General features: G+C 47.5%; 21 protein-coding genes and 5 pseudogenes. 21 read left to right on the forward strand and 5 right to left on the reverse strand.

What is annotated here, in order from left to right:
- Positions 1-69: 69 nt before the first annotated feature.
- The 14 genes and pseudogenes from traX to KB892_RS29340 all read left to right on the forward strand — a co-directional run bounded on the left by traX (position 70) and on the right by KB892_RS29340 (position 11433).
- Positions 70-795, forward strand: a complete 726-nt coding sequence (gene traX, locus KB892_RS29275) for a type-F conjugative transfer system pilin acetylase TraX (RefSeq protein WP_016831060.1) — start codon at positions 70-72, stop codon at positions 793-795.
- 71 nt (positions 796-866) lie between these two features.
- Positions 867-1463 (forward strand): fertility inhibition protein FinO, encoded by a 597-nt coding sequence (locus KB892_RS29280; protein ID WP_016831061.1) that lies wholly within the window; start codon positions 867-869, stop codon positions 1461-1463.
- 19 nt (positions 1464-1482) lie between these two features.
- Positions 1483-1830: pseudogene (locus KB892_RS29285) on the forward strand (DUF6404 family protein).
- A 469-nt stretch (positions 1831-2299) separates the two neighbouring features.
- A pseudogene (locus tag KB892_RS29290) lies at positions 2300-2497 on the forward strand (hypothetical protein); the annotation flags it as partial.
- A 79-nt stretch (positions 2498-2576) separates the two neighbouring features.
- Entirely contained in the window at positions 2577-3227 is a 651-nt protein-coding gene (locus KB892_RS29295; protein WP_029498344.1) for a DUF2726 domain-containing protein, read from the forward strand.
- Complete coding sequence (locus KB892_RS29300) at positions 3224-3532, forward strand: hypothetical protein (protein ID WP_016831065.1); 309 nt, start codon at positions 3224-3226, stop codon at positions 3530-3532. Before KB892_RS29295 ends, KB892_RS29300 begins: the two co-directional genes overlap by 4 nt.
- A 103-nt stretch (positions 3533-3635) precedes the next feature.
- The gene (locus KB892_RS29305; protein ID WP_029498342.1) at positions 3636-4187 is read left to right on the forward strand and encodes a phospholipase D family nuclease; all 552 of its coding nucleotides are present in this window, start codon (positions 3636-3638) and stop codon (positions 4185-4187) included.
- Positions 4188-4322: 135 nt separating this feature from the next.
- The gene (locus KB892_RS29310) at positions 4323-4592 is read left to right on the forward strand and encodes a replication regulatory protein RepA (RefSeq protein WP_016831067.1); all 270 of its coding nucleotides are present in this window, start codon (positions 4323-4325) and stop codon (positions 4590-4592) included.
- A 211-nt stretch (positions 4593-4803) separates the two neighbouring features.
- A complete protein-coding gene (tap, locus tag KB892_RS31585; protein WP_071786674.1) occupies positions 4804-4875 on the forward strand; it encodes a RepA leader peptide Tap in 72 nt (23 codons plus the stop codon).
- A 158-nt stretch (positions 4876-5033) separates the two neighbouring features.
- Positions 5034-6047, forward strand: a complete 1014-nt coding sequence (repA, locus tag KB892_RS29320; RefSeq protein ID WP_016831068.1) for a plasmid replication initiator RepA — start codon at positions 5034-5036, stop codon at positions 6045-6047.
- A 1035-nt stretch (positions 6048-7082) separates the two neighbouring features.
- Positions 7083-8180, forward strand: a complete 1098-nt coding sequence (locus tag KB892_RS29325; protein WP_015632529.1) for a patatin-like phospholipase family protein — start codon at positions 7083-7085, stop codon at positions 8178-8180.
- Complete coding sequence (locus KB892_RS29330) at positions 8167-9231, forward strand: cyclic GMP-AMP synthase DncV-like nucleotidyltransferase (protein ID WP_015632530.1); 1065 nt, start codon at positions 8167-8169, stop codon at positions 9229-9231. Before KB892_RS29325 ends, KB892_RS29330 begins: the two co-directional genes overlap by 14 nt.
- Positions 9228-10997, forward strand: a complete 1770-nt coding sequence (locus KB892_RS29335) for a ThiF family adenylyltransferase (protein WP_015632531.1) — start codon at positions 9228-9230, stop codon at positions 10995-10997. The genes KB892_RS29330 and KB892_RS29335 overlap by 4 nt, the downstream gene beginning before the upstream one ends.
- Positions 10972-11433: a M67 family metallopeptidase gene (locus KB892_RS29340; RefSeq protein ID WP_032433950.1), complete on the forward strand. Its 462-nt coding sequence runs from the start codon at positions 10972-10974 to the stop codon at positions 11431-11433. Before KB892_RS29335 ends, KB892_RS29340 begins: the two co-directional genes overlap by 26 nt.
- Before the next feature lie 79 nt (positions 11434-11512).
- On the opposite strand, the pseudogene KB892_RS29345 reads toward KB892_RS29340, so the two are convergent.
- A pseudogene (locus KB892_RS29345) lies at positions 11513-12290 on the reverse strand (IS3 family transposase); the annotation flags it as partial.
- Positions 12291-12351: 61 nt separating this feature from the next.
- Between KB892_RS29345 and KB892_RS29350 the strand changes: the two are divergent.
- The 3 genes from KB892_RS29350 (at position 12352) to KB892_RS29360 (ending at position 16477) form a co-directional block, all read left to right on the forward strand.
- Complete coding sequence (locus tag KB892_RS29350; protein ID WP_211778028.1) at positions 12352-14181, forward strand: NACHT domain-containing protein; 1830 nt, start codon at positions 12352-12354, stop codon at positions 14179-14181.
- A 371-nt stretch (positions 14182-14552) separates the two neighbouring features.
- Positions 14553-14915 carry a DUF596 domain-containing protein gene (locus KB892_RS29355; RefSeq protein ID WP_015632534.1) on the forward strand — a complete coding sequence of 121 codons (363 nt, stop codon included), beginning with the start codon at positions 14553-14555 and terminating at the stop codon, positions 14913-14915.
- 441 nt (positions 14916-15356) lie between these two features.
- A protein-coding gene (locus KB892_RS29360) for an IS3 family transposase (protein ID WP_087530309.1) occupies positions 15357-16477 on the forward strand; the annotation gives its coding sequence in 2 pieces (ribosomal slippage) (positions 15357-15615 and positions 15615-16477; 1122 coding nt in all).
- Here KB892_RS29360 and KB892_RS29365 read toward each other — a convergent pair.
- Complete coding sequence (locus KB892_RS29365) at positions 16470-16880, reverse strand: AraC family transcriptional regulator ligand-binding domain-containing protein (protein ID WP_072025961.1); 411 nt, start codon at positions 16878-16880, stop codon at positions 16470-16472. The genes KB892_RS29360 and KB892_RS29365 overlap by 8 nt on opposite strands.
- Positions 16881-17279: 399 nt before the next feature.
- Here KB892_RS29365 and KB892_RS29370 point away from each other — a divergent pair, with 399 nt between their 5' ends.
- Positions 17280-17948 carry an epoxyqueuosine reductase QueH gene (locus KB892_RS29370; RefSeq protein ID WP_032433951.1) on the forward strand — a complete coding sequence of 223 codons (669 nt, stop codon included), beginning with the start codon at positions 17280-17282 and terminating at the stop codon, positions 17946-17948.
- Positions 17949-18221: 273 nt separating this feature from the next.
- On the opposite strand, the gene KB892_RS29375 is transcribed toward KB892_RS29370, so the two are convergent.
- The gene (locus KB892_RS29375; RefSeq protein ID WP_015632537.1) at positions 18222-19043 is read right to left on the reverse strand and encodes a hypothetical protein; all 822 of its coding nucleotides are present in this window, start codon (positions 19041-19043) and stop codon (positions 18222-18224) included.
- A gap of 113 nt (positions 19044-19156) precedes the next feature.
- Here KB892_RS29375 and KB892_RS29380 point away from each other — a divergent pair, with 113 nt between their 5' ends.
- The gene (locus KB892_RS29380; RefSeq protein ID WP_032433962.1) at positions 19157-20398 is read left to right on the forward strand and encodes a deoxyguanosinetriphosphate triphosphohydrolase family protein; all 1242 of its coding nucleotides are present in this window, start codon (positions 19157-19159) and stop codon (positions 20396-20398) included.
- A gap of 313 nt (positions 20399-20711) precedes the next feature.
- Here KB892_RS29380 and KB892_RS29385 read toward each other — a convergent pair whose 3' ends face one another.
- The gene (locus tag KB892_RS29385; RefSeq protein ID WP_001067855.1) at positions 20712-21416 is read right to left on the reverse strand and encodes an IS6-like element IS26 family transposase; all 705 of its coding nucleotides are present in this window, start codon (positions 21414-21416) and stop codon (positions 20712-20714) included.
- Positions 21417-21480: 64 nt separating this feature from the next.
- Positions 21481-21897 (reverse strand): annotated as a pseudogene (locus KB892_RS29390) (IS6-like element IS26 family transposase); the annotation flags it as partial.
- Between the two features lie 65 nt (positions 21898-21962).
- Between KB892_RS29390 and KB892_RS29395 the strand changes: the two are divergent.
- Positions 21963-22823, forward strand: a pseudogene (locus KB892_RS29395) (transporter substrate-binding protein); the annotation flags it as partial.
- 56 nt (positions 22824-22879) lie between these two features.
- Entirely contained in the window at positions 22880-23806 is a 927-nt protein-coding gene (gene urtB / locus KB892_RS29400; RefSeq protein ID WP_004181993.1) for an urea ABC transporter permease subunit UrtB, read from the forward strand.
- The last annotated feature ends 4 nt before the right edge of the window (positions 23807-23810 follow it).

Consider the following 23810-nt stretch of genomic DNA (forward strand, 5'->3'; position numbering starts at 1 on the left):
CTTGTCTGCTCCGGCAGCCTCCCCGATTAAAATCGGGCAGTCTGCCGGAGCGCTAAAAGGAAAAAAAACATGAGAGCACAACACACATTTCCAGGCGCGACAGACAGCTGGCTTCAGCGCCTGCTGACCTGGACACCGGGACAAACGGATATGATTAAAACGGTCGCACTGGTACTGATGGTGACTGACCACACCGGCTTACTGCTGGCCGGAAACAATGAAGTGATGCGCCTGCTGGGACGTGGTTGTTTTCCGCTGTTCGGTCTGGCATGGGGAATGAATCTGGCACGGCACGCGGAAATACGCCAGTCTCAACTGAACAACCTGTGGGGCTGGGCGCTGGTCGCCCAGGTGGCGTTTATGCTCATCGGGTACCCGTGGTATACCGGGAATATTCTGTTTGCCTTTGCCGTTACGGGCCAGGTCCTGCGGTGGGTCAGCCAGCCGTCCTGGTATTACACCCTCCTGGCGGCTGGACTGCTGGTCACCTGGATACCCCTGTCAACCGGCAGCTACGGCATGGCAGGAGTGGGCATGCTCACCGCCAGCTGGCTGCTTTGTCGCGCACAGCATGCACCGGAACGGCTGGGATACGGGGTGTTGTGGGCCCTCATGGTGTTGCTGATGAATATGCATGACGTGAGTGAATCAGTGGCCGGGCTGGCGATTGCGCTGCTGACGCTGATGGTGTGCTCATCTGCCGGAGAACGTGTGAAACGCTTCTGGCCGCGGCAGTTCTTCGTGATGTTCTATGCCGTGCACCTGGCGGTACTGGGTATTGTCGTCTCAATGTGAACGCAGGAGCAGGAAAGGGCGATGTCGTTCAGGTATAGTAGCTTTTATTAACTGAACGATAGGCAATTGTTATGGCAGAAGAAAAACGCCCTGTACTGAGCCTGAAACGAAAACCGGCGGAGAACAGCACGGCCCCCGCAGAGGCAACCCCTGCTCCTGGTGTGGTGCGCCGAAAGAAGGTCGTGGTGGTCTCGTCCCCGCCGGCCTGGAAGGCAAAGAAAGCGAAACTTGAGAAGGCTAAACAAGCGGCCGAAGCCGACGCGCGCAACGCTGCGCCGGCGCCGGATAAAGCGGTAAAGACGCCACCTCCGGTGCGTTATCTTCGCCTGCTGCCGCCGGAACAGGCCATCATGACCCTGAAGGCATTCTGGCCACAGCTGTTCGACGGAAACTCACCCCGTCTGCTGGCGACGGGAATGCGCGAGCAGCTGTTTGCCGACATTGTGAACCGCGACCTGCCGCTGTCGCATAAACAGGTCATTAAGTGCCTGAAGAGTCTGACCCGGTCTGCGGGCTATCTGTCCCGGATGAAGGTGGGGGCCTCCCGCTATGATCTGCAGGGGAATGCCGTTGCGACCGTCACTGCAGAGGAAGCGCAGTACGCCAGTGAGCGCATGATGAAAGAACTCCTGCGAACTGAGCGTATGCGGAGCCAGTCTGCTGAGTAAATACAATCGAGGTGAGGATATGGATTTTGAAGCGCGGAAACAAAAGGCGCTGGCGATAATGGCCAGCCGTAAGATGTGGAAAAGCAATTATGCACCGCCTCTGATACGACTGATGTGGCGGCTGGGGATAAACATTCCCCCGCCGCCGTTTGCTCCGTTCTGGCAGGTTTTTTGCGTGATGACAAGCTCTTTCTCCGTCGGATATGGGCTGTGGATGTACTGGATGGTGTGGCGGACCTAGGGGATGCCCCCCTTGTTCGCTTGCAAAATAAATTTTATCTCGGGTGTGTTATTTGGCCTGACGATGGCACTGTTTCATCTGTGGCGACGAAAGGTGAATAAATTACCTGACTGGAAAGATTTATAACGGAATAAATATAGGCTGTCAGGTGTGGGATATTCCCGATCTGACAGAACCCACATCCTCTTAAATAACATTAACCCTGTATGGTGCGGTTATTATATGTGACTGCGTCAGTAGTGGTATTACTCCTGCCCGGAAAGGTCTTTTGTGTTTCTTATTGTCTCATAGTCAGAAAAGCATATTCAAACGAAAGAGAGGTAAAAGGGTGAAAGGCTTTGTGGCTGAGGCGTGTGTGTTGACCGGGTATGGCAGACGAGAAGAGTGACAAGCCGTTCGGTACAGTGAATGGCCGCTTCGGGACTGCCTCGTCACGGTGGTATGTGACGCTTATAAGTGCTCAGTTTTCAATTTAAACCATCCACTTTCAGCATTTAACTGATTTCAATATTTTCATTACATCACGACGTGCGATTTATGAAATGCACGGGCTTTAATATCGTGCGTTAATCATCAAATAAAAAGGAATATTACTATGTTTAAATATTTTATTCTGCGCACACAGCAGCAGCTGTTCTGTTATTTCTGCGGCATCGTGCTTGCGATGGTTCTTATGCTCCTGTTCCCTTCTGTTTTCCGGGGGAGTGGGTTTTATCTGCTTTTATCGTCTGTTGTGCTGTTCTGGGCAGGTCTTGTCCTTTATACCCGTCACATCGACCGGATGAGAAAGCCAATCAGAAGAGGGACAGAAAGATGAGGAAGACGACAGGAAAACGCATCGGGAAAGAAAGGAACATCAGGGAATAAAATACATGGCAAAGATATTAATGATGGCAGGCAGCATTATTGTTGTGCTGAGTCTGCTGGGGTTTCTGGTGCTGCTTCTGAAAGGACGCGCAGTAACGCAGACTTCCCCGGTTCTGATGTCACTGAAAGCCCTGGGTATTCGCCCCTCAGAGGCTGAGCAACGGTTGTGTCGCCAGCGGGTCTGGGTGGGTAATGACACACTGTTGACGCCACGGGAACAACATTTTTTCAGGGCATTACTGAGGCATACCAGCCGAAAGCGCTGGCTGTTGTGTCCTCAGGTCCGGGTGGCAGATATTGCCACACTCTCTCCCCATATCAGGCCACGTTCCCGGACCTGGTGGCAACTCTTCCGGATGGCATCACAGTGGCACTGCGATGTGGTCATCGTTGACATCCATACCTTCGCTATCATCGGCGCAGTTGAACTGGAAGATGCCTCACACCTGAAAAAACACCGTATCCGGCGCGATATTCTGCTGGAAGAGGTTCTGAGGCAGGCCGGTATTCCACTACTACGCGATCGGGATTCAGAGAGGCTGGTAAGAAGGGTCGGAGAGTTTCTGAAATACCGGGAAGCCGGTGCTGAAGAAAAATCCATAACCGTTATGAAATCAACGACAAAGCATAGCGAACACAAGGAGAAAGAAAAATGATTATCGCCGCCGAAGTGAAACGTGATGAACAGGGGTACTGGACACATCCTGCGCTGGTACGAAGTGGCTGTGAAACTTCCGCAGAATTAAGTTACTGGCTCAGAACCCATAAACTCCAGTGCTTTGTGATGACAATGCGCGATGAAGCGCCTGAAGCTTTCGCTGCCGGATTTACGGATGAAGCCCCGGATGCCCGTGGCTGGATACCGGAGCCACCGGATGATGATGGCTGGTTTCTGGGATCTGTCCACGATACCGGCGACGGACCCGTCTGCTACAGGTTTCGTCATACCACAAAATCCTGACGCCTCCGCATCGCGTCGTTGTCCAACCCCGGGAACGGGGAAAAGCCAGTTTCCCCGCTCCCGGCGTTTCTTAAACACCCGTTAAGGAAATACTGTGAAAAAAATGAACCGTACGCTCCGCAGATGTTGTCTGTCCGGGCTTATCAGCCTGTCTTTGTTTGCACCAGTTCCGGCCGTGTATGCCGCCAGCATCGAGACGGGGTATTCGCCGGAAGGAACGGCTCTGCAGCTGGTCCTGAAGACTATTAATTCTGCACAGCAGGAAATCCGGCTGATGGGCTATTCCTTCACCTCACCCGAAGTCGCCGGCGCGCTTGTCAGGGCAAAACAGCGTGGTCTCGATGTGAAAGTGGTTCTGGACTGGAAAGCCAATACAGGCAAGCAAAACAAGGCGAGTCTGGCGGCCATGAATCTTCTGGTCAATGCCGGTATCCCGGTTCGCACAGTGTCGCAGTACAAAATCATGCACGATAAAGTCATTATTGCTGACGGCCGTAATGTTGAAGTGGGGTCTTTTAACTACACTCGAGCCGCTGATCGGTTCAATTCAGAGAATGTGCTAGTCGTGTGGGATGAACCAGTCGTTGCTCAACGCTATCTGCAGCACTGGCAAACTCGTTGGGAGATGGGAAAAGACTGGAGTTCCTCGTATTAACCTCCTCGCTCAATAGCCTGCTCATTGCGCCAACAAGGGCAGGTTATATAACAAAAAATAACGTAACTCTCGCTGCATCCAGCGACGTGTAGTATCTTTGTTCAAGTATTCAGTTATATGCTTGAGGAGGCAGAGATGTCACAGGTCGTTAAAGGAGTTACTTCCTCATCTAAACGTCCCTATAGGAAGGGCAACCCTGTTTCTGCGGCAGAACGTCAGCAGAAAGCTGTTGCCCGAAAAAAAGCGACGCACAAAGAGGTGAGAGTATTTGTGCGGGACAAGCTTAAAAACCAGCTTCAAATCATGTGTGAGAATGAAGGAATTACTCAGGCAGCAATGATTGAGAGGCTGATTGAAAGGGAATCTGCGAAACTAGGAATCGACGTAACGACGTCACATTCTTGATCATGCCTGCTATGAGTGCTAGATTACTGAACGTTTAGAATTCTTGGCTGGCCACACCATAAGGTGGCAGGGAGCTGGTTTTGTGGATGTTTACCCGGAACCAGAAAGTAAAAACCCCGATAATCTTCTTCAATCTTGGCGGACAGAAAAGATTAACGGGGCCCTCATAAACTGCATAGAACGTGTTGCTCTATGCAGGGAGTATAGATTTATGCTCAGAAAAGTTCAAGACCTTCTGTGCTCACTCCTTCCGCGCAACATAAGCGCAGGAAGCGGTGACTGATCATAACCAACAAAGCTCACGCAAGTATGTTCAGGTAAACAATCCTGCACCTGTTTTCACGGTTCCCCTGGACTACACTCCCTGGCCTTTCTCGCTGAAACTGAGCGAAGCCAGACTGAAGTGTCTGGCCGCCAAAAACAGCGGCAGGGAGAGTGCAGATGAGTAATGCGCACAATCCGCAACACTGGAGTCAGCTGGATACGGAAGAACAGATCCGTTTCTGGCAGGGGGTAGAGGACGGCCATGTGGCATCTTTTCTGGTTTCCCCGGAGAAGAAATCTACCCGTCGCCGGCGCGGCGAGCACTCCACAAAACCCAAATGTGAAAACCCGACCTGGTTTCGACCGGAGCATTACAAAAAACTGGGTGGCCAGCTGGGGCACGCCTATAACCGTCTTGTTCAAAAAGATCGCACCACTGGTGAGGTGCGACTGCGTATGCACGTATCGCTTCATCCGCTGTACGTCAGGGAACGCCGTCGGGCTGGCCGCCGGTATGGCTTCCGGCCGGAAAAGCAACGTCTGCTGGATGCTATCTGGCCAGTGCTGATCAGTTTCTGTGATGCCGGCAAGCTGACGGTCGGTATGTGTATTTCTCGTCTGGCAAAAGAACTCAGCCAGAAAGACAGTCATGGAAAAGTTATTCCGGAAACAGAGGTAACAGTCTCACGTCTGTCCCGGTTGATTGACGAACAGGTCCGTTTTGGTGTCCTGGCTGTATCTGAAGAAAATAGCTGGGACAGGGAATCCCGTACCTGGCTTCCTAAATACGTCTATATCACCGCGTTAGGGTTTCAGATGCTGGGAGTGGATCTGGAAAAACTTGATGCGGAACAACAAAAAAAGCTCCGGCAAAGCGAAGAGCATCGTCGTCTTATCGAGGAGGGGATTCTGCGTGAAGATGAGGAGATCTCCCCGCGTGCAGCACGTGAGCGCTGGTACCGTCAAAAAACTCTCGATGCACTGAAGTTCCGTCGGCAGCGTGGCGCCGAACGTAAACGAGCTAACCGCCTGGCCAGATATTCTCGTGAGCGCCAGATTCACGAAATGTCGCTTCATATCCTGAAGACAATGCCGGCAGACGAGGCTTACTGGTGTACAACGGAGCGGCTGCAGCAGCTGGCCATTCAGAACCTGTATCAGCTGGAGCTGGCCCTGGCTCCGCCGTCCTGACGGATATCATTTAGCTATTTTTTCTATGCCCCTGCCCGGGGCTTTTGGCGTTTGTCCGGATTCATGAAATTGCCTGGTTTTTATCCATCTGACGTTCCGGCCGTCGGACCATCGCTGGTTTTAGCACGTATACCCTGTGACGTTCGCACCAGGTTTTCACTTATCCACAAAAACCCGCAAATGAATAAACAGGGAATTTAGCAAAAGGGTAACAGCAAACCTGCAAAATAGTCTTACCCCCCCTTTTTTAATCCCCTGCATTGCAAGCAGCAGGGAGATCTTTTGTCTTTGCCGGCTCTGTGAATAACTCAGTGAGGCCTTCGCTTACAGCGGCCGCAAGCGTCCGCGTCGCTCAGATAAAAGTAGCTCCCATCGCTTCGCGACGGGCCCCGGCCGGAGAAGCGCATTAGTTACAGCATTCAAAAGGAAATCCATCATAAAACCGGCGCCGGTTTGCCGGCCAGGTGCCCCTCCCCACCACTGAAAAGCGCCGCCGCCCCCGGCCGAAGGCCGGGAGTAGTGTCGCTTTTAATGATGGGTGTTGTAACTATTCTTCTTCATCGCTGTGGGTGGAGCTGCGGTCGGTTGTCTGGTACACGCTCGTAAGCGGCCCTCCGGCCCGCTAACGCGGAGATACGCCCCGACTGCGGCTGTCGCCTTGTCGGGACCACTCCGACCGCGTACAGAGGCGTCTGTGATGTTTTAAGCGGGTATGGCTTATCAGGGCGGGGGAAGGGATTGGCAGAACCTGTCAAAACAGCAGCCGGCTGCGCCGGGTAACGGCGCCATTTACCCGCGGTACTCCATTCAACTTCAGCTGGCGCCTCCATGCCGCTGACGCGGCATCCGGAAGTTTCCCATGCTGTAGACTTTAACGTCTGCTTTGTGCCAAGAACGGAAGTAGCCCACAGCACTTAGTGTTAACTAACGGGGTGCAGGTCACAGTATGTGATTATATCCAGCATGACTTGAAAAAAGGTTGAAATCACTATATATAGTAATTAACCCATTTCTACTTTGGCATATATAGTGCAAATGAACCCATTTCGTGTTTTGTGCTTAGACGGTGGTGGAATGCGTGGTGTTTATCAGGCCACGTACTTACAGACTTTTTCTCAAAGGCTAAGTCAGACAGGTTTTAAACAGTCTGACCCAGGTTCTGCCTTCGATCTACTGGTAGGTACCAGTACAGGAGGGATCGTTGCCTGCGCATTAGCCTCTGGTATTCATCTTGAGAAGGTTCTTGAGCTTTACCAGACTTACGGTAAAGATATTTTCCCACGGCAGCGACTTCGTGCCCTTCCTTTTGTAGGTAAATACGTTCGCGGGTTATGCTCAGGACTAGCTTCAGGTGACTTTGCCTTACGCAAAGTTCTTAAAGATACCTTTGGTGAAGAAACTATCGGCAAAGTTTATGAACGCCGCGGGATCGGTTTAGCCATCACTACTTTAGATTTAAATCGTCACTCCTCAACTGTATTTAAAACACCGCATATGGCTCGCCTAAATGGACGAGACAATGATCGACTACTGGTTGATGTATGTATGGCAACTAGTGCTGCACCTATCCTCCGATCAATTGCACGCCTTGAGGAGCCAGGCTCTGGCGGAGCAATCGTCGATTACATTGACGGTGGGCTCTGGGCTAATAATCCAGGTGCTGTAGGTATGATAGAAGCCCATGAAATTCTCCAGTGCAGGGGCGAGACTGAACGCCCTGTGCATTTATTCATGCTGGGCACTCTTCCTGTCCAGGGAGGTGAGGAACTTGCCAGTAGCAGTATGCTGCACCGTGGTGCTTTGGGATGGTCTGCCGGCCTCAAAGCAATCACTGCGAGTATGAATGCCCAGGCGGTTGCTTGCGATTATATGGCTCGGAAAATTGCCGAGTTGAGAGGCAATGGCAGTTTTGCATACAGAATGCCAGCTCAGTGCCCCTCTGGGGAGCTACACAAATACCTCGAAAATATGGATGACGCACGCCCAAGAGTACTAAATGCATTAGCCCGGCAGGCAGTGTCCGACGTTGATCACGCATGGGCTCTGGCCGAATCGAATAATCACATGAAAGAATTTCGAACCGCCCTGTCGATTAAATCTAAATCTCTGGGAGATCAGCATGACGTTAATTAACTGCAATAAAGAAATGAAAGGGTATCATTCAGAAAAAGTAACTCTGTCAAATACCGACCAGTCTGAAATGCGTGACCGTCGTGATAATGGAAGAAAACGGCTCGAAAATGGCCTGATTCGCTTATCCCATCCATTGCCAAAAGACTTTAGCTCTCAAGGTTCTTATGCAATGCGCACCATGGTGCAGGACGATTTATGTGATTACGACATCGATGACGGAATTTATTTCAACAAAGAAGACCTTAAAGATGGAGACGGTAATTATCTTGGTGCGCAGGATGCACGAAAGCTAGTTCGAAAAGCGTTGAAAGACGACAGGCTGGCCTATGATGCCGTTGTCAAGACAAATTGCGTCCGCCAACTCTACCCTGATGGTTATCACATCGATATCCCAGTATACCGTTCATTTATCACAAAGGACTTTTGGGGTAACGAAACAACTGAATATGAGCTCGCCAGTGGCGATGAGTGGACTAAATCTGATGCCCGTAAGGTTACACGGTGGTATAACAATGCTGTTGCTTCAGAGCTTAAAACTGGTCAGGCTGATACCAGCCAACTTCGCCGTGTTACAAAGCTGACCAAGAAAATGGCTCGCTCCCGTACCTCATGGAAAAAGAAAACCACAAGCGGTATTTGTATTTCGAAATTAGTTGTAGATCATTTTGTTTGTCAGGCTGGCCGAGATGATGATGCTTTACGTGAAACGTGGAAGGTCATCAAATCTCGGCTGACATATAGCCAGCGCATAGAGCATCCAGTGTTTGCAGATAAGAATCTTGCAGAAGAAAATGATGAGGCCGTTATTTTCTTTCAAGAATGCCTAACTGAGGCGCTAAATGCACTTGAAGTGCTTGAAGAGTATAATTGCACTCGTGAAAAAGCCGCGCTTGCCTGGGATAATGTTTTCAACACTGATTATTTCAGTACAGAAATCGCTCAGGACACCAACATGTCCAAATCTCTCATGCGCCCAGCTGTCAGCGCATCGGCATATCTATCCTTCCCCGCTCACCCCGTCACACCTAATAAATCAGCGGGGTTTGCATGATGAGTTGGTTACTGGAGAATCCTGCGCGCTTTTTGCATGAGCAGAAGGAGCTCAAACGCCTTGAGAGTGAGCATGAATGGCTAAATATGGCTCTGCGCTTTCAAAGTGATGGTAAGTTGTCAGTGGAAATAAATATGACTATTCATGGTCGTATTTATGAAGGGAAGATGACTTATCCTGATTCGTTTCCAGATTCTCCACCCTATATTCGTCCCAGAGACCGTTCCGAAAGGTGGTCAAACCACCAATATGGTGAAGGGGGGTCACTGTGTCTGCAATGGCGAGCTGATAACTGGCAGCCTGACATAACCGGGGCGGATATGGTACTCAGTGCATTTGAGTTACTGAATACAGAGCAGCATCCCGAACTACCAAATTCAGTCCCTTCAGCACATCGTTTAACAGAAGGCCAGATTTTGCGGGGTTCGATCCGGCGCTTAATACTAACCACCGATATCATGGAAGCTTGGAATAATCTCCCCCCTCTATCCAGCGCCAGTTTAAAAACAGCTACCCTGTTCAGTTCTGACAAGGCTGTAACATTCATCACTCAGATTTCCGATGTAGATAATAATTTAAAAAACGTCGAAGACGTTCCACAAAGTCTTGGATCACTCACTTACTTACTTTCACTATCCGGAGAAGGATGGGTGTTCAAAAGTGAAGGATTTGACTTGAAATTGAAAATTAAATCTGCAGAAGATTTAATTCAGGCGATAACAAATGAGGGCTTTGATACAGTAGACATTCTGGTTCAGGAAGATAATAAGTACAAGGCCAGAACGATAGTGTTACTAGGTCGAGATGGCTTGTCATTGAGAACTTTTTACCTTAACCCTGGTGATGAACCCACCATACACGAATTCAGTATTATTTGGCCTTCATCCACAGAGCTTAGGTTATCAAAGGAATCACAACGGCTGACGAAGATCAGAATCGGAATAATTGGCCTAGGCTCAATGGGTAGTAAAATCGCAACATCGCTTGCCCGGTCAGGAATAAAGCGATTTTTGTTAGTTGATGATGATTACCTAGCTACCAGCAATATAGTGCGTCACGAGCTGTACTGGAATCATGTTGGCAAACATAAAGTTGAGGGCGTAAAAAGTGCACTTTCACTGATTTCTGCGGGTATTGAAGTAGATGAAAGTATTATTCGTCTGGCGGGACAAGAATCCTCGGTATTTATGGCTTCTATCCTTAATGACCTTTCAAAATGCGATCTGCTTATTGACGCAACAGCAAACCCCGAGGTTTTTCTTCAGTTATCCGCTCTTGCGAAACGCTATAAGATACCGCTGTGTTGGGGGGAAATCTTTGCAGGAGGGTACGGGGGAATGATTGCTCGTTCCCGCCCGGGTTATGACCCAAACCCTTTGGCCGTTCGCGACGCATTTTATAGTCATCTTTCAACTCTTCCTAAAGCGCCTTTTGATAGCGCCCAAAATTACGATGGCAGTGAAGAACAGCCTCTGACCGCATATGACAGTGATGTTGGATTTATCGCTACAGCACTAACCAGGCTTGCTATTGATACAGCATTATCAAGAGATCCCAGCGTATTCCCTTACTCTCTATATTTACTCGGCATGCGTTGTGAGTGGATTTTTGAGCAACCTTTTGACACGCATCCAGTCCATGTGTCTGGAGCTGGATGGGATACCGATGACACAAGCGTCAGTGAGGAGGATCGTTTAGCTGCCCTACAAGCGATACTGCAAATTTATGAAGGAGAGGAACGTGCTGAACCTGATACTTCCGGCTGAACAACAGGCAGTTATAATGGACGCTCTATCTAAAGCCGGGCGCCGCGAAATTGGTGGGGTTTTAATGGGGGAACATATTGGACCTAATGAATTTATAGTACGTGAAATGACAGTACATCGTTGTGGTGCATTTGCCTACTTTGTCAGACGGCTTGATGAAGCAATCAGTGGGTTCAGTAAATTTTTTAACGAAACAGGCCATAATTATCAGATATTTAACTATATCGGTGAATGGCACTCCCACCCGTCTTTTGAACCGTACCCCAGCAGTAAGGACGACAGATCCATGCTTCAAATTGTTCAGGATAAAAAAGTTGGGGCAAACTTCGCGGTCCTTGTTATTGTCAAATCAGGTTCGAAAGGTGAGCTAATTATAACTGCTCACACCTATCTCCCAAATGGAACGAAAAGCGAATCAGAAATAACTTTGTTATGACCCTAGCCCCGAATATACTCCAGTCATAATCAGGAATAACCGGCTTCTGACCCTGGCCTAAATTCAGTGCAGTGCTAAATCAGAGATCTTCGTCTTTCCGGAGAGTTCGGATGAATTCAGCCGGAGTCATGTCATTTAATGATGAATGCGTTCTCTCATGATTATATTCCCTGCGCCAGTTGTCGAGTTTGTCATGCGCATCTTCCAGTGACAGGAACCAGTGAATGTTCAGACATTCGTCCCGCAGGCTGCCGTTAAATGACTCAATAAACGGGTTATCGGTCAGTTTCCCGGGACGGGAGAAGTCCATCGTGACACCTTGCTCATACGCTCATTTATCCAGGCTTTTCGAGATGAACTCGCTGCCGTTATCCGTCTGGATACGTACCGGCAGGCGTTTATCCAGCACCCGTAATGCTTCCACTATGCTGACCACATCCTCGCCTTTCAGCGATTTTCCAACATGGATTGCCACACACTCCCGACTAAAATTATCCACTACAGTCAGCGCCCGGAAACGTCGTCCATTAAACAGATTATCCGACACGAAATCCATACTCCAGCACTGATCGACACCGGTCAGGACCGGACGTTGCTGACGATGTGCTGCACTGACATGCCCGCAGGGGCGCTTTTTTGCGCAGGTTGAGGCCTTCCAGACAGTAAATCCGGTGTGTTTTCTTGTGGTTAACAGGTCAGCCTTCCCGCCGCAGCTGAATATGAATACGCGGGCAACCTTAGCGGATCCGGGTTTCCGCTATTTCCCGGATACGCAGGGTTATCGCCCGATCATCCCACCAGCTCTGCCAGTGGTAAACGGTTCTTAGCTTTTGGTTAAAATCACAAGAAGAGTTTATGAAAACATACCATTGAAATGACTGTTTTTTTTTAGGATAATAAATAAAAAATGGTGAATTTATGGACATAATTCAAGAGTTAACGAAAGCTGGTATTACAGTTGCCACAACTCAATTGTTCAACAGAGTGTTTGCACTCTGGGACAGAACAAATCTGAACGCTCGCAGATTAGTAAGAGAGTTAAATAGTAGAGCATATATTAACTATCTTGAAAAACATGTTTCACGGGTAGTTAGTTTAAGAACTATTCACAGTTCAGAATATGATGTACAGCTGAAGGATATGTATCATCCTTTAAGAATTCGAGGTGTTATACCTAACTCTTCTTCACAATTAGTGAAAGATGGATTTTACATAGAGAATGAAAAAATAACTAATATTATTGGAATAGCTGGTCAAGGTAAGAGTACAATTTTACGAAAAATATTTGTTGAACAAATATTTAATGGGAACAAAATTCCATTTTTTATAGAACTTCGTAAAGTTAGTGATGAAGGTATACGTAAATCACTTCAAAATATACTAGTAAACTTAAGTTTAAAACCATCGGATATTGAAGTTGAAGAACTTCTTGCAAGTAACAAAATTATACTGATGTTAGATGGCTTTGACGAAATTAATTCTGAAAGAAAAAACACAATTCTCCACGAAATTGTCAGACTGAATTTAACGTACAACTTACAAATAATAACCACAACGAGACCTGGGACCGCAATATGCAGCGAGCCATCAATTGTTAATTTTAAAGTCCAGTTGCTTGTTGAAGACGATATTCTTTCTATCATTGAGAAGTTAAACTCAAATAATGACAGTATAGATATAGAGCAACTCCCAAAAATAAAGGAAACAATACGAAATAATAAAAACTTAGTATCGGTGATGACATCACCAATATTGGTTACCTTGTTTCACGTTTGCTATCCTTATATGGATATAATACCAAACAACACTGTTGAGTTTTATTCAAACCTATTCATGACTTTATATTTAAGACATGATAAGGTAAAGAATTTCGACCGCGAAAAATCATCGTCATTGAGTCACAATGACGCTTACGATTGCTTCTGCGCTCTATGCTTTTATTCAATTTTCAAAAATAGTTACGATTTTACTGAGCAAACTTTAATTGAATTCACTAAAGCATCAATGCAGTTGAAAGGTAAACATGACAATTGTGGCCCCGAAAATTTAGCTGTCGACTTTGTTGATGTTACGTGCCTTATACAGAGAGAGGGCTACAATAAATATATTTTTATTCATAAGTCAATTCAGGAATATCATGCCGCTGAATTCATAAGAAATATATCCTCTGATAAAAAACCCAAGTTTTATAATCTCATAATGGAAGACATAAAACAAAACAATTATAGATATCATAATACAATCTCATTCCTACAAGAAACAGATGAGATAGACTGTAAAAAAAATCTTGTAATACCTTTGTGTGAACATTATAAGATCCATAAGTGGAATGATATGGAAATAGTTGATTACAAGGATTTGTTTAGGGAGTTTTTTGTGGATTCTACTGCTCAAGTTGTAATAAATAACGGAAATTATAGTGTCCAGGCACTTAATTACTCAACGACTTTCATGAGCTGGATAGCTTTTTTCGAAAATGAAATGTATTATGATTTGTACAATATTGTAACTAATATTTTATTTTCACATGAAAATTCCAGATCCCTCCCAGAGGAAATATTTACAGTAACCAAAGATGGTATAAGTCAAATCAGCTTAATTCTTTTAATTAATAGGATGGATTTATTTGATATTGCGCTTGATGCTTTCATAAAACAAGTTCGTGAGATTTATCAGCATTTATATGTCAATTCGTCCGTAACTATCAAAAATGAAACTGAAAGTATAAATGAATTTTTTGACTTGTAATAAATGATATTTTTAATAGAAGAAGGCAGTGCTTTGGGGCGTGCCTTTTAAGCCAGTATAGCGAAGTGCACAAGTCTTTGAGGCAGTGAAACCGGACTCACTCATGCGAATAGTAGGTGCAATGAGTCCGGTGAAGTACTGGCAGCATCTTGGGATCACAACATAACAGTCCAGGAAAACATCCGCAGCCCCTTAGGGACAATAATCTATGTTGCTAAGCAAGACGGAATGATCATCAACCTTAGGGAGTTTTCGAGCAGCAAGGATAAAACGAAAGCTAGATGGACGATAGATATCATCAATAATGAACAAGTTAGTAACCTGCAAGGTAAGTCAAAAAAACCTATCGAGATTAAGTTTAGGTGATATTTATGAAAGCGACATGCAAAGAATTACTTGAATATAAAGAAAATTTAGAAGGGTGTTCTATCAGTACAGTATGGTACGTGACACCTCCAGAAAGATTCAGTGAAAAAGATTTCAATTTTAATCAGAGAAAAGAATTTTTCCTTCATCTGCTACGTATGCTTTTAGAAACAGGCAAGATCAGGCTAGGTAAGCATGGTGAATTTTTGCAGGGTAGTGTTGATGAACTAATCAGCCGTTATGATGCGGCTTTCCCGAAAACAGAAGGAGAGTGGGAAACTAGAGGTGAGCATCTATGGTTCTACGAAGATGATTGCCCCGGTGGTATCGTCTGGATCCATGACAGCGGCTATGAGGATTGGACCTGACTACGGTTCTGTACTGGGGGCTTACCAGCTTGCAGGGGATCGCCCTCTTGCCGCATTCTTTATCGTGGCCGTAATTCCCGGTAGCAGCTCCAGCAGGATGGCCCCTAGCCGTTCTGCTGTTGCGGAGGTTGCTTCAAGTTTACTTAGTCTCAGTCGGAGATCAGGCTCGAATACCTGCCACATACCTTCACTGACGGTAAGAAATGGCCTTTATGCATCCCCGGCGGTGAAAGTAATGGAAGGTACGCTTCCTTTTATGATGCTGGTACCGAAGAATTTCTCATAGCGTCGGGCATCGGATTCGGGAAGACTGTCTGACAGTACCACACGATGTGCGCGGACAGGCTCGCGGGTTGCGAGTCTGGCAAACTGACCTGCTCCCCGTTGATTAATACACCGCGATGTTAGTAATGTCTTCATAAGCCACATGAGGACATCCCCATGAAGAAGCGATTTTCCGACGAACAGATCATCAGTATTCTCCGCGAGGCTGAAGCCGGGGTTTCGGCCCGGGAACTCTGCCGCAAGCATGCCATTTCAGACGCCACCTTCTACACCTGGCGTAAGAAGTTCGGTGGCATGGAAGTCCCCGAAGTGAAGCGGCTCAAGTCACTTGAAGAGGAGAACGCTCGTCTCAAGAAGCTACTCGCTGAAGCCATGCTGGATAAGGAGGCGCTTCAGGTGGCCCTGGGCCGAAAGTTTTGACGACAGACCAGAAGCGGGAAGCCGTGGAAGTCATGTGTGAGACAACGGGTCTGTCGCAACGCCGTGCCTGCAGGCTGGCTGGTCTGTCACTTTCAACCTGCCGTTATTCGGCTCAGCGTCCGGCTGCTGACGCACAACTGTCTCTACGCATCACAGAGCTGGCACTTGAACGCCGCCGGTTTGGTTACCGGCGCATCTGGCAGTTATTGCGCCGGGAGGGCCTTCACGTCAACCACAAGTGCGTTTACCGCATCTATCACCTTAACGGTCTGGGTGTAAAACGCAGGCGCCGCCGTAAGGGTCTGGCGACTGAACGGCTTCCGCTTCTTCGCCCGGATGCGCCGAACCTGACATGGTCGATGGATTTTGTCATGGATGCTCTTGCCAGCGGCCGCCGGATTAAGTGCCTGACCTGTGTGGATGATTTCACGAAGGAGTGTCTGACGATCACCGCCGCTTTCGGGATTTCAGGTATTCAGGTCGCGCGTATTCTGGACAGCATTGCGCTGTTTCGTGGATATCCTGAGACGATAAGAACCGATCAGGGCCCGGAATTTACCTGCCGCGCGCTGGATCAATGGGCCTTTGAACATAGTGTTGAGTTGCGCTTAATCCAGCCGGGCAAGCCAACTCAGAACGGATTTATTGAGAGTTTCAACGGTCGCTTTCGGGATGAATGCCTGAATGAGCACTGGTTCAGCGATGTTCTTCATGCCCGGAAAATCATTAATGACTGGCGGCAGGATTATAACGAGTGTCGACCTCATTCATCGCTGAATTACCAGACGCCATCTGAATTTGCAGCAGGCTGGCGAAACGGGAAGCATGAAGAAAAATCAACCGACATTACTAACTGAAGGTTGTATCTAATACTGGGGGCAGGTCAAAACCACAAAAAAGGGCGATTTCCGCGATTTGTAGTGACAGCGGAGCCTCGGGCTGAAGCGTCAGCCAGCGAGGAGATACCGTCAAATCTCCCTCTCGTCCAACATCCAGTATTAGTTCCATTGGACAGACAAGCTTTTTGTACGTGGCGAGACGCTGTGCAGCCAGTATACCCCGTATAAGGTTAGGACTGCAAAGGGCGGCAAAAAGTGGTGGGCTGAAAGTTTGGGTCGTCAGGGTTTCGATAACACGTAAGGGAGACATCGCGTCATCTGACTCAATTTCCAGCGCGCGCCAGAAGCTGAAATAGTCGTGTGCAGAAATAAAGACAATAAGTGGGATGCTGTGGTCGCCCTCATTATCTGTTGAATTCAAAAATCAGATTTCCCTCATCCCGGAGTTGCCTATAACATCCATCCTTGCCCTTCCGGCTGACCTTAAGGGAAGGGGGGAGGGTGGCAGAATTTATAGCCAGGTAACCGGCTACGCCGGGCTTTCGGCGCCATTTGACTCCACAGATACATGCAGCTTCATCTGGCGCCTCCATGCCGCTAACGCGGCATCCGATGCTGTAGTCTTTAATGTCTGCTTTGTGCCAAAAGCGGAAGTTTAATTGTTCTGACCAGCTCTCAAATCGCGGTCAGATTTTGACGACCGTTTCAGATGCTTCTCAGCAAACCTTTGTTCAACGACAACAGCGACTTCTTAATTTCGTTATCGCCGATGTGAATGCTAAAATTCCTAAAAGTTTCACTATTGCCAAAGCATCCATTTATGAAGAACGCTGATTTTAAACGCCCGCAACTGACGCTGCCGAACGGCGCAGACAAGCTACTGCTGCACTCGTGCTGTGCGCCCTGTTCGGGGGAAGTCATGGAGGCGATTCAGGCCTCGGGCATTGATTACACAATTTTCTTTTATAATCCTAATATTCATCCGCAAAAGGAGTACCTCATCCGTAAGGAGGAGAATATCCGTTTTGCCGAAAAACACGGCGTGCCTTTTGTTGATGCGGATTACGACACCGACAACTGGTTCGAGCGTGCGAAAGGGATGGAGTGGGAGCCTGAGCGCGGTGTTCGGTGTACCATGTGCTTTGATATGCGCTTTGAACGCACCGCGCTGTATGCCGCGGAACATGGGTTCAGCGTGATCAGCAGCTCACTCGGGATTTCCCGCTGGAAGAATATGCAGCAGATTAACGACTGCGGACAACGCGCTGCTGCGCATTATCCGGGAATGGCATACTGGGATTACAACTGGCGTAAGCAGGTCGGGTCATCGCGCATGATTGAGATCAGCAAACGCGAGCAGTTTTACCAGCAGGAGTATTGTGGCTGTGTCTATTCACTGCGTGATACCAATATGCACCGTAAATCGCAGGGCAGGCCGCTCATCAAACTCGGTAAACTTTACTACGGTAAGGAAGGCGAAGAACAGTAATACCAGAAGCCCACATTCGCATGTGGGCTTCTGTAAGCATTGACACAACCACGGCGTTTATCCCATATGTTGCATTCATTCTTGTAACGTAAGGACACTGACACTAAATAAAAGCCAGCACCATCTTCGAAACCATGACTGCTATTCTCTCACAGCGGACTTTTAGCCCAGTTAACGTGTCCGCTGCGTGCCAGGAGCAGACGTTCAGCTGTTTATTTTTTGGCATGAAACTGCGCGCTCTTTGGACGTTCAGATTATTTTGTCCAGTTTTAATTAATCCATCCAGTTTCTACGCTTTTTTGCTCTGGAGGCGTCTAGAAGGAAGTACGGGAATATTTCGTGAAAGTATGGAACTTGCGGTTCATTGATACCATTTTGAATCTCTCTGAGTTCCACAGCATCCCTGAGAGATACCAATAAAAAATAGTACGGCTGCAACATACATATTATTTCAGACGCAATGCAGGGTGAAACTTTTATAATTTTCCAGTTTAGCATACGCTGATCAATATGAGTCATAATATGTCCGTCTAGTCCAAAATCATAGGTGTATCCATAAAGCCTATTTTTATCAGCCCATTCAATAATTTCAGTTTGAAGTTTTTCCCTCTTGTTTGCTGATATGTGTTTCCAGTAGCAGGCATTGAGTATCTCGTTCCACTGTTCAAGCGGATTATTTATCTTTTTTTTATCTTCAACAATCGTGTTAAGGTTGTAGTATCTGGTTTCCTTACCAAACTCTGATAGCATTGTCAGAATTAATTCCTGCTCATCGTTGAGTTTCCATTCATTGTTGTTTCTATTATTATAATTTTCAGCAATAGCCACGGCCGTCTCATGTAAGGCCAATATATCATGACCTTTCTCCCTCAGTTGCTTATATGATGGTTTATGAAATTCATTTTCAATCATAAACTGCACTACATATATAATTTTAAAGAATCGCTCCAGCCCCGTTGATAGTTGGAAGAAAGCGTTATAAAAGCTTCCTTTATCGTGATACTTGCACTTATTTAGAGCCGTTAATCCTCCACGTAGCGAAGCGCTTGCCAGTAATGCCTCTGTTGTGAATTGCTGGAAGGATGCACCAAGCATATAAACTCCTGTTAAGTTTTAAATCAGTAAAATCTAGTCTAAATCTTTTCAAGCTTCTAAAAATCAGTAAGATAGGTAGTTACATTCACCAAACTTTCTGAGAGACATAAATGATTAACGATAATGATGTTAAAGTCTTTGCAAAAGAAAAGGAAGAAATGCTGATCAGCAAGCTTTCTTCTGGCAGAGAGCATTCTCCGTCGAGTGCAGATACAAGGCAAAGAAACGAATTTGAGCGAGACTATGCGCGCATTCTTTACTCTTCTTCGTTCCGGCGGTTACAGGGAAAGATGCAGCTGTTTGAAGTCGATCCTCAAAAATTTAACCGTAACAGACTGACTCATAGCCTGGAAGTCGCCCAGATTGCCCGAAGCATCGCATCCGAACTTGAACTTGAACATCACGTTGTAGCCGAACTGGCTGCGCTTGCGCACGATATTGGCAACCCTCCGTTCGGCCACTCCGGCGAAAAACAACTTAACAAGATTGCTAAGGACTTCGGCGGCTACGAGGGCAATGCGCAGGCACTCAGAATACTCAGAAGTCTTGAGATAAAGCATCCATATTGCCCCGGCCTCAACCTCACCCACCGCGCCATTCTCTCTGTGGTTAAATATCCCTTTAAAAATGAAAATGGCAACAAAAAATTTCTTTATGATAATGACTACAAATACTTCACAGACTTAGTAAATAAATATGAATTAGATTTGCAGCCAGGTGAAAAAACTATTGATGCGCAGATAATGGATCTGTCAGACGAAATTGCATATGCCGCGCATGACCTTGAAGATGCACTAAGCCGTAGTATGGTCAGCATTGAGGATATCGTTTATGAGTTTGGAAGATCCGATTACAAAGATTCAATTGGTTCATTAAATGAAATCATTGAAAAATCAAAAGCCACAGCTTCGAAAGCATTCAGACTAAATTCATCCGAAGAGTTCGCCATTATATTCAGAAAAGAATTGACATCCAATATTGTTAATGTGCTTGTTAATGATATTACTGTCACTCAGGGTGAAAATAGCTTCAGGCAACTTGGGTTTGGCACTAAAGAAAATCTGTCTTCCGGTCTTAAAGATATCGTATTTAAAGTCATCATGCGCAAAAGAGACATTAAAAGCTATGAGCACAAAGGGAACATGATTATCACAGATTTATTTAATTTCTATAATTCTGACAATAACATAGAATTTATATCACCCCAACTGTATCGGACGCTTCCGGAAGAAAAAATTAACAATGAAATAAATCCTCTTTATCAAAAAGATAAAGAACGGGCAATTGTCGACTACATCTCTGGCATGATGGACACGTTTGCCATCCGCGAGTGGGAAACGCATTGCAGAAAATGACCTGACTGACATGCAGATCAACAGCAGATTCAGCTCCACTCTTTTCACTGGACAGAACAGTGATTCTGTCCATTACCCACGTCCTTATCCCCCCGCTTCTGTGGATAAACCACATCTGGTGCGCCTGTGCCAGCCTCTGCCGTGTTAATTGCACTCGCTCCGTGCAAATCGTGTTTTTCAACCTGGACGAAAGAGCACATTCGGAAATAATGTCCAGTGACAAAGTCAGTCAGATCGGAATTAATCATCTTTACTTTACTGGGCACTGTTGCAAAGTTAGCGATGAGGCAGCCTTTTGTCTTATTCAAAGGCCTTACATTTCAAAAACTCTGCTTACCAGGCGCATTTCGCCCAGGGGATCACCATAATAAAATGCTGAGGCCTGGCCTTTGCGTAGTGCACGCATCACCTCAATACCTTTGATGGTAGCGTAAGCCGTCTTCATGGATTTAAATCCCAGCGTGGCGCCGATTATCCGTTTCAGTTTGCCATGATCGCATTCAATCACGTTGTTCCGGTACTTAATCTGTCGGTGTTCAACGTCAGACGGGCACCGGCCTTCGCGTTTGAGCAGAGCAAGCGCGCGACCATAGGCGGGCGCTTTATCCGTGTTGATGAATCGCGGGATCTGCCACTTCTTCACGTTGTTGAGGATTTTACCCAGAAACCGGTATGCAGCTTTGCTGTTACGACGGGAGGAGAGATAAAAATCGACAGTGCGGCCCCGGCTGTCGACGGCCCGGTACAGATACGCCCAGCGGCCATTGACCTTCACGTAGGTTTCATCCATGTGCCACGGGCAAAGATCGGAAGGGTTACGCCAGTACCAGCGCAGCCGTTTTTCCATTTCAGGCGCATAACGCTGAACCCAGCGGTAAATCGTGGAGTGATCGACATTCACTCCGCGTTCAGCCAGCATCTCCTGCAGCTCACGGTAACTGATGCCGTATTTGCAGTACCAGCGTACGGCCCACAGAATGATGTCACGCTGAAAATGCCGGCCTTTGAATGGGTTCATGTGCAGCTCCATCAGCAAAAGGGGATGATAAGTTTATCACCACCGACTATTTGCAACAGTGCCCTTTATCCGTGTTGATGAATCGTGGGATCTGCCACTTCTTCACGTTGTTGAGGATTTTACCCAGAAACCGGTATGCAGCTTTGCTGTTACGACGGGAGGAGAGATAAAAATCGACAGTGCGGCCCCGGCTGTCGACGGCCCGGTACAGATACGCCCAGCGGCCATTGACCTTCACGTAGGTTTCATCCATGTGCCACGGGCAAAGATCGGAAGGGTTACGCCAGTACCAGCGCAGCCGTTTTTCCATTTCAGGCGCATAACGCTGAACCCAGCGGTAAATCGTGGAGTGATCGACATTCACTCCGCGTTCAGCCAGCATCTCCTGCAGCTCACGGTAACTGATGCCGTATTTGCAGTACCAGCGTACGGCCCACAGAATGATGTCACGCTGAAAATGCCGGCCTTTGAATGGGTTCATGTGCAGCTCCATCAGCAAAAGGGGATGATAAGTTTATCACCACCGACTATTTGCAACAGTGCCCTTCGGCTTCCCGCAAAGCCATGCTGCCGGTACTTGAGCAATATAACGGCATGCTCTATTACCCAACCTTTTACGAAGGGCTTGAGCAATCGCCAAACGTTATTTATACCGGACAGGAAGCTACTCAACAGATAATCTCCGGCATTGATTGGGTAGTTAAAAATAAACATGCAAAAACCTTCTACCTGCTTGGCTCTGATTATATTTGGCCGCGTACTGCAAACAAAATCGCCCGTCACCATATTGAAAAGCTGGGGCTGAAAGTCGTTGGCGAAGATTATTACCCACTCGGTAATACGCAGTTCAATTCGGTTATTAACAAAATAAAACTCAAAAAGCCTGATGTTATCTATGCCATTGTTGTCGGCGGTTCGAATGTGGCCTTCTATAAGCAATTGAAGGCGGCGGGGATCGATATGACGCAGGAGAAACCGCTGCTGCTGACCATCTCCGTCACGGAAGATGAGATCCGCGGTATTGGCGGCGAAAATATCGTCGGCGCCTATGCCTCGATGAAGTATTTCCAGAGTATGGATAATCCGGAAAATAAAAGCTTTGTCGCCGCATTTAAAAAGCGCTGGGGTAATGACATGGTTATCGGCGATGTCACTCAGGCGGCCTATCTTGGCCCATGGTTATGGAAAGCGGCGGTTGAGAAAGCTGGCTCGTTCGACGTGGACAAAATTCGTAAGGCCTCGCCCGGTATTGAGTTCAAAGATGCGCCGGAAGGGTATGTACGCATCCATGATAACCATCATCTGTGGTCCAAAACGGTTATCGGTCGCGCTCGTGCGGATGGGCAGTACGACGTGATTTATCAGACGCCAGAACTTATCGAACCGAACCCATTCCCGAAAGACTAACCGACGCTTCCCCCCATATAGCGTGGGGGGGCTTTGACTTCACCGAGGATACTTCCATGTTCAGCGATTATAACTTCGCCGATTTGGCTTCCATTTTTGTCATGCAGGGGTTTTCGGGGCTCAGCCTGTTCGCCGTGTTTGTTCTGATGTCGCTTGGACTCGCTATTATTTTTGGCCAGATGGGCGTGATTAATATGGCTCATGGCGAGTTCATGATCCTGGGTGCTTATGTCACATGGTTGACCGGTAAGTTTTTCAGCGCTTATCTGCCTTCAATCTTCGGCATCTACTTCTTTGTTGCCATTGCCCTTGCTTTCCTGTGTACCGCCTTGCTGGGTACGCTCGTTGAGAAAATCCTGATACGGCATCTGTATAAACGCCCCCTCGACACGCTGCTGGCGACATGGGGTCTGAGCCTGATTCTACAGCAGTGCTATCGTTCGCTATTTGGTCCCCGCGAAGTCGGCGTTGACTTACCTTCATGGCTAATGGGGTCGTATCAGTTTGCCGACAATATTGATATTCCTGTTAATGGGGTATTTGTTCTGCTGCTGACCGTAGTTATTACCGCTTTTACGGCCTGGCTGATTTATTTCTCCGCCTGGGGAATAAAAGTCCGCGCGGTGGTACTTAACCGCCAGATGGCCAGCGCGGTGGGTATTAATACGGCTCAGGTCGATAGTCGAACCTTCGCACTTGGGTGCGGCATCGCCGGGATCGCCGGAAGCGCCTTTACCATGATCGGCTCAACAGGTCCAACGGCTGGCCAGCAGTATATCGTTGACACCTTCCTGGTGGTGGTGTTTGGCGGCGCGCAAAGTTTGCTCGGCACGCTCGCCTCCGCATTTGCCATTTCACAATCGCAATCCACGCTGGAGTTTTTCCTGAGCGGTTCAATGGCGAAGGTGATTACGCTACTGATCGTGGTCGGCATTCTGCTATTGCGTCCGCAAGGTCTTTTCGCCAACCGGGTCCGCCGCTAGGAGT

Source organism: Klebsiella sp. P1927, assembly GCF_018204675.1.
Classification (GTDB): Bacteria; Pseudomonadota; Gammaproteobacteria; order Enterobacterales; family Enterobacteriaceae; genus Klebsiella; species Klebsiella pneumoniae.

Bases quoted from the DNA above. Each gene is read 5' to 3' on its own strand.
- traX (WP_016831060.1), top strand. From the start codon at position 70: ATGAGAGCACAACACACATTTCCAGGCGCGACAGACAGCTGGCTTCAG.
- KB892_RS29280 (WP_016831061.1), top strand. From the start codon at position 867: ATGGCAGAAGAAAAACGCCCTGTACTGAGCCTGAAACGAAAACCGGCG.
- KB892_RS29295 (WP_029498344.1), top strand. From the start codon at position 2,577: ATGGCAAAGATATTAATGATGGCAGGCAGCATTATTGTTGTGCTGAGT.
- KB892_RS29300 (WP_016831065.1), top strand. From the start codon at position 3,224: ATGATTATCGCCGCCGAAGTGAAACGTGATGAACAGGGGTACTGGACA.
- KB892_RS29305 (WP_029498342.1), top strand. From the start codon at position 3,636: ATGAACCGTACGCTCCGCAGATGTTGTCTGTCCGGGCTTATCAGCCTG.
- KB892_RS29310 (WP_016831067.1), top strand. From the start codon at position 4,323: ATGTCACAGGTCGTTAAAGGAGTTACTTCCTCATCTAAACGTCCCTAT.
- repA (WP_016831068.1), top strand. From the start codon at position 5,034: ATGAGTAATGCGCACAATCCGCAACACTGGAGTCAGCTGGATACGGAA.
- KB892_RS29325 (WP_015632529.1), top strand. From the start codon at position 7,083: ATGAACCCATTTCGTGTTTTGTGCTTAGACGGTGGTGGAATGCGTGGT.
- KB892_RS29330 (WP_015632530.1), top strand. From the start codon at position 8,167: ATGACGTTAATTAACTGCAATAAAGAAATGAAAGGGTATCATTCAGAA.
- KB892_RS29335 (WP_015632531.1), top strand. From the start codon at position 9,228: ATGATGAGTTGGTTACTGGAGAATCCTGCGCGCTTTTTGCATGAGCAG.
- KB892_RS29350 (WP_211778028.1), top strand. From the start codon at position 12,352: ATGGACATAATTCAAGAGTTAACGAAAGCTGGTATTACAGTTGCCACA.
- KB892_RS29355 (WP_015632534.1), top strand. From the start codon at position 14,553: ATGAAAGCGACATGCAAAGAATTACTTGAATATAAAGAAAATTTAGAA.
- KB892_RS29370 (WP_032433951.1), top strand. From the start codon at position 17,280: ATGAAGAACGCTGATTTTAAACGCCCGCAACTGACGCTGCCGAACGGC.
- KB892_RS29375 (WP_015632537.1), bottom strand. From the start codon at position 19,043: ATGCTTGGTGCATCCTTCCAGCAATTCACAACAGAGGCATTACTGGCA.
- KB892_RS29385 (WP_001067855.1), bottom strand. From the start codon at position 21,416: ATGAACCCATTCAAAGGCCGGCATTTTCAGCGTGACATCATTCTGTGG.
- urtB (WP_004181993.1), top strand. From the start codon at position 22,880: ATGTTCAGCGATTATAACTTCGCCGATTTGGCTTCCATTTTTGTCATG.